The sequence below is a fragment of the Arsenophonus sp. ENCA genome, assembly GCF_002287155.1.
GTDB lineage: Bacteria > Pseudomonadota > Gammaproteobacteria > Enterobacterales > Enterobacteriaceae > Arsenophonus > Arsenophonus nilaparvatae.
This window is the reverse complement of the sequence record NZ_NHNG01000780.1, coordinates 1-3,276: the sequence shown is the minus strand read 5'-3', so window position 1 is coordinate 3,276 and position 3,276 is coordinate 1. Positions and strand designations below refer to the sequence as shown.

Below are 3,276 nucleotides of genomic sequence, written 5' to 3'. Positions count from 1 at the left end.
AGGTAACCATCTGGGCAGATACCGGTTTTCAAGGTATAGATAAACAGCATCCTAATACACAAATCCCAAAAAAAGGAACTCGAAAAAGACCTTTATCGCCTGAACAAAAACAAGAAAATAAAATAATCTCGGGCATCCGTATTACAGTTGAACACGCCATCGCGGGTATCAAGCGCCTCGGTTGCATGACCCAAATTTTACGGAATCGTAGACCCTTTATTGATGATACCTTCTTACTCCTTAGCGCAGGTCTTTGGAATTTCCATCTCAGAACAGCGTAAAATTTACTTCAATCACCGAAACACCCTTATTTCACTATTAAGCAACACGCTTACTGTTTTTCATCCTTATTTTGTGTGTTTTTTATCCATAATAACCATACAAAAGCAGTTAGATCCCGCCCTGGAGATTATGATGAATGGAAACGGTTTATTCTGAATGCGGGGAAAAACGAAGAAGGAGAGGATTATTGGCATGTCTACTTTGCCAAACCAACCCCCAATGCAGAAAAAACAGCAAAGTATCTGGGTCGTTATCTGAAAAAACCACCTGTCTCTGGCGCAAGACTGGAACACTATGAGGGTGGCAGTCGCATTACGTTGCGCTTTTTTGACCACAATACTGGGCATTACAAAAATCTGGATTTATCGCAGAAAGAATTAATTTTACGACTCATCAAACAGATCCCTGAGAAACATTTTCGGATGATCCGTTATTTTGGTTTTTTAGCAAATCGGGTGGTTGGAACGTTACTTGATGTCGTCAGAAAAGCCGTTGGACAATCAGATTTTAAAAGAAAAAGGTCTATTCCCTTTTCGCTGCTCAGTCAGCGGTTTTTAGGTGTCGATCCGTTTGCGTGCATTCTTTGTGGTGGCAGGATGCGATTTTCTCGTTTTATTAAAGGATTGAGGATAGCTCAATTGGTCGATAAGGCTTTAGAGATAGCCAGAATGCGCTACGTCCCCTTTCTGGGGTAAGGGGTGATCTATTCAAAATACGCTCAATTGTACAAAATGAAGACATATTGCTGATTAAAACATCAGGGCTGTTTTATTCTCAATCCCCTCCTCACCTAAAATCACGTTTTCGCTGGATTATTCTTCCTAAAATGCAGGTTAATTTTTTGTTAAAAAAGTTTTGAAATTCTTAGACATCGAGAAAGTGCCGTTACAGGATTTTCAGGGGCTTTAAAATCGAAAAAGAACAGATATCTTAAGTCGCGCCGCTCGCCGCAGTCTTTGGCTGAGGCGTACCGCAGGCGCGTAGCGACGAGGAACGAACAGCCAAAGCGAGGAAGCGGAAGAGCATCAGATGTTGATTGAAGCACGTTCACACTGATGCGTGAGATGGGCACTGAGGGTTTTATCAGGAAGGGGAAAAATCTGCATCTACCGGGTTTTCGAGAAGTCAAGTTATCCACAGACTCAAGGGGGGTGAAACCCGGTTAAAAGATTAGTTAGGTATAAGTTAAAACAAGTTAAAGGGAAAAAAACGGACGTAAGGATATAATAAATAAGATTTTTTTCGCCTAGCTATGTGTAAAAGTCGATTTGTTGTGTGTAAAAGTCGATTGATTATGTGTAAAAGTCGAATCTTTTATGTGCAAAAGTCGAACTAATCAGTGGTTATCCACACAAATCTAGTTTTTTTAAGAGGTCTCTGCTATCTTTTTTTTGTTTTTATGTTTAAAAGTCGCTATTATATGTGTAAAGGTCGATTTTTTTGCTATGTGTAAAAGTCGAATAGATGTGAACAGCGAAGCAACTACATGATGAGAACATGCAGTTGCTTCTAACCAACAAACCTAGACTAGATAGAATTGAGGCTATGGCAGATCATACTAACAAAGTGAGAGCAAGCAAGTTGAAAACGTTACGCCCCCGTAAACATGAGCTAGATTTTTTTATCGCCGACGAGATAGAGCTTTCCAGCTTTCGTGATGAAATGGCGAGTATGGAACACCCTTTTTTTGCACTGAAAGCTGGAGATACGAAAGTTCGAGAGTACAATAATGGAGTGACATCTGTAACAATTCGTCCTGCTGCGGAAATTGGTTTGGCAACTGTCTTTGATAAAGATGTCTGGATTTATTCTATTTCAAAGTTGCAGGAATCGATGAATAATAATGAGCCAATTAGTAGAACTGTCTGTTTTACGCCTTATGATTTTTTTGTCACAACGAATAGAGCTAAATGTGGCAGGGCATATAATGATTTGGAAAAAGCATTGGATAGACTATCAGGAACAAGAATAACGACAAATATTGTTTATTCTGATGAAAAGCAGGAATCAATCGGATTTGGCTTAATAGATGAATGGCGTATTATTGATGAAAAGAAAGGGAAGCTAGATATTGGTATGGTTGAGGTAACATTACCCAACTGGCTTTATCAGGCATTGCAGAAGAAAAAAATTCTGAAAATAAGTCCCGATTACTTTCGTATTAGAAAAGCGGTAGATCGACGTATATACGAAATTGTGCGTAAGCATTGTGGTAATCAGGGTGAGTTTACGATTTCCCTTGAAAAACTGCATTTGAAAACAGGAAGTACAGCGAATAAGGCAGAGTTCAAAAGAATGTTAAAGAATTTGGCAAAGGATAACGATTTGCCTGACTACTCTCTTCGCTATGATGCAGAGCGCGATGTGGTGATTTTTAATAACCGAAACTTGACACCAGAGCAGGAAGAAAAAGAGCAGAATAGAGAGCAGGGCAAGGGACTTTCTGAAAATTCATTTACCTGAAAAACTTCGTCAATTGTGTGATTTTAGTACACTAGCGATGGAGTCCGGCAGCTTTATTGAGCCAGATTTGCGTAGCCAGTGCTCGGATATGCTCTATTCGGTGCAGACGACAACGGGAGTGGGATATATCTATAGGGCACCTCGAAAAACTCAAGATTTTCAATTAACCCTTGGCTTTCATTCTAAATAATTAGATTTTTTTTGATTATCACGTTACTGATTCTATCGCACATTGCCCTGGCTAGGGCCATTTGACCCATTCTGGGCGTCAGAAAGCCACGATGCACGCGCTCTGGAAGTACGCCAACCGCTTTAGGTTGTAACATGCTGCCATCATCGTCATGGCAAAATTAGCGCGCACCTGTCCAATGGTGCGGATCAGTTTTCTACCCATTTGTTCCATCGCCGCAAATGCATGTTCAACCCGTGCCCTAGTCTTTGCAATCCTGTGGTTTCGCCCTTGCTGAGTCTTGGACAACGGTTTGTTTCGATGGCCTTTACGCTGAATCTGGCTCCTATAGCCGTTTGCCT

Annotated in this window: 4 protein-coding genes and 1 pseudogene; 4 read left to right on the top strand and 1 reads right to left on the bottom strand. The window is 40.7% G+C overall.

Annotated features, from left to right (window positions below; translation table 11 throughout):
* The 4 genes and pseudogenes from CBG25_RS20270 to CBG25_RS20255 form a co-directional block, all read left to right on the top strand.
* Positions 1-281 (top strand): transposase family protein (locus CBG25_RS20270; RefSeq protein WP_290603775.1); only part of this gene is annotated, 281 nt, incomplete at its 5' end.
* Between the two features lie 75 nt (positions 282-356).
* A complete protein-coding gene (locus tag CBG25_RS20265; protein ID WP_290608895.1) occupies positions 357-977 on the top strand; it encodes a transposase in 621 nt (206 codons plus the stop codon).
* Between the two features lie 850 nt (positions 978-1,827).
* The gene (locus CBG25_RS20260) at positions 1,828-2,745 is read left to right on the top strand and encodes a replication initiator protein A (protein ID WP_290608894.1); all 918 of its coding nucleotides are present in this window, start codon (positions 1,828-1,830) and stop codon (positions 2,743-2,745) included.
* A pseudogene (locus CBG25_RS20255) lies at positions 2,702-2,878 on the top strand (Rpn family recombination-promoting nuclease/putative transposase); the annotation flags it as partial. The gene CBG25_RS20260 and the pseudogene CBG25_RS20255, both read left to right, overlap by 44 nt.
* A gap of 135 nt (positions 2,879-3,013) precedes the next feature.
* Here the strand turns inward: CBG25_RS20255 and CBG25_RS20250 are convergent.
* Positions 3,014-3,276: transposase (locus CBG25_RS20250; RefSeq protein ID WP_290603799.1), on the bottom strand; the 263-nt coding region annotated here is incomplete at its 5' end.

What these genes read in the sequence shown, in the direction of transcription:
- CBG25_RS20260 (WP_290608894.1), top strand. Translation starts at nt 1,828, where the DNA reads ATGGCAGATCATACTAACAAAGTGAGAGCAAGCAAGTTGAAAACGTTA.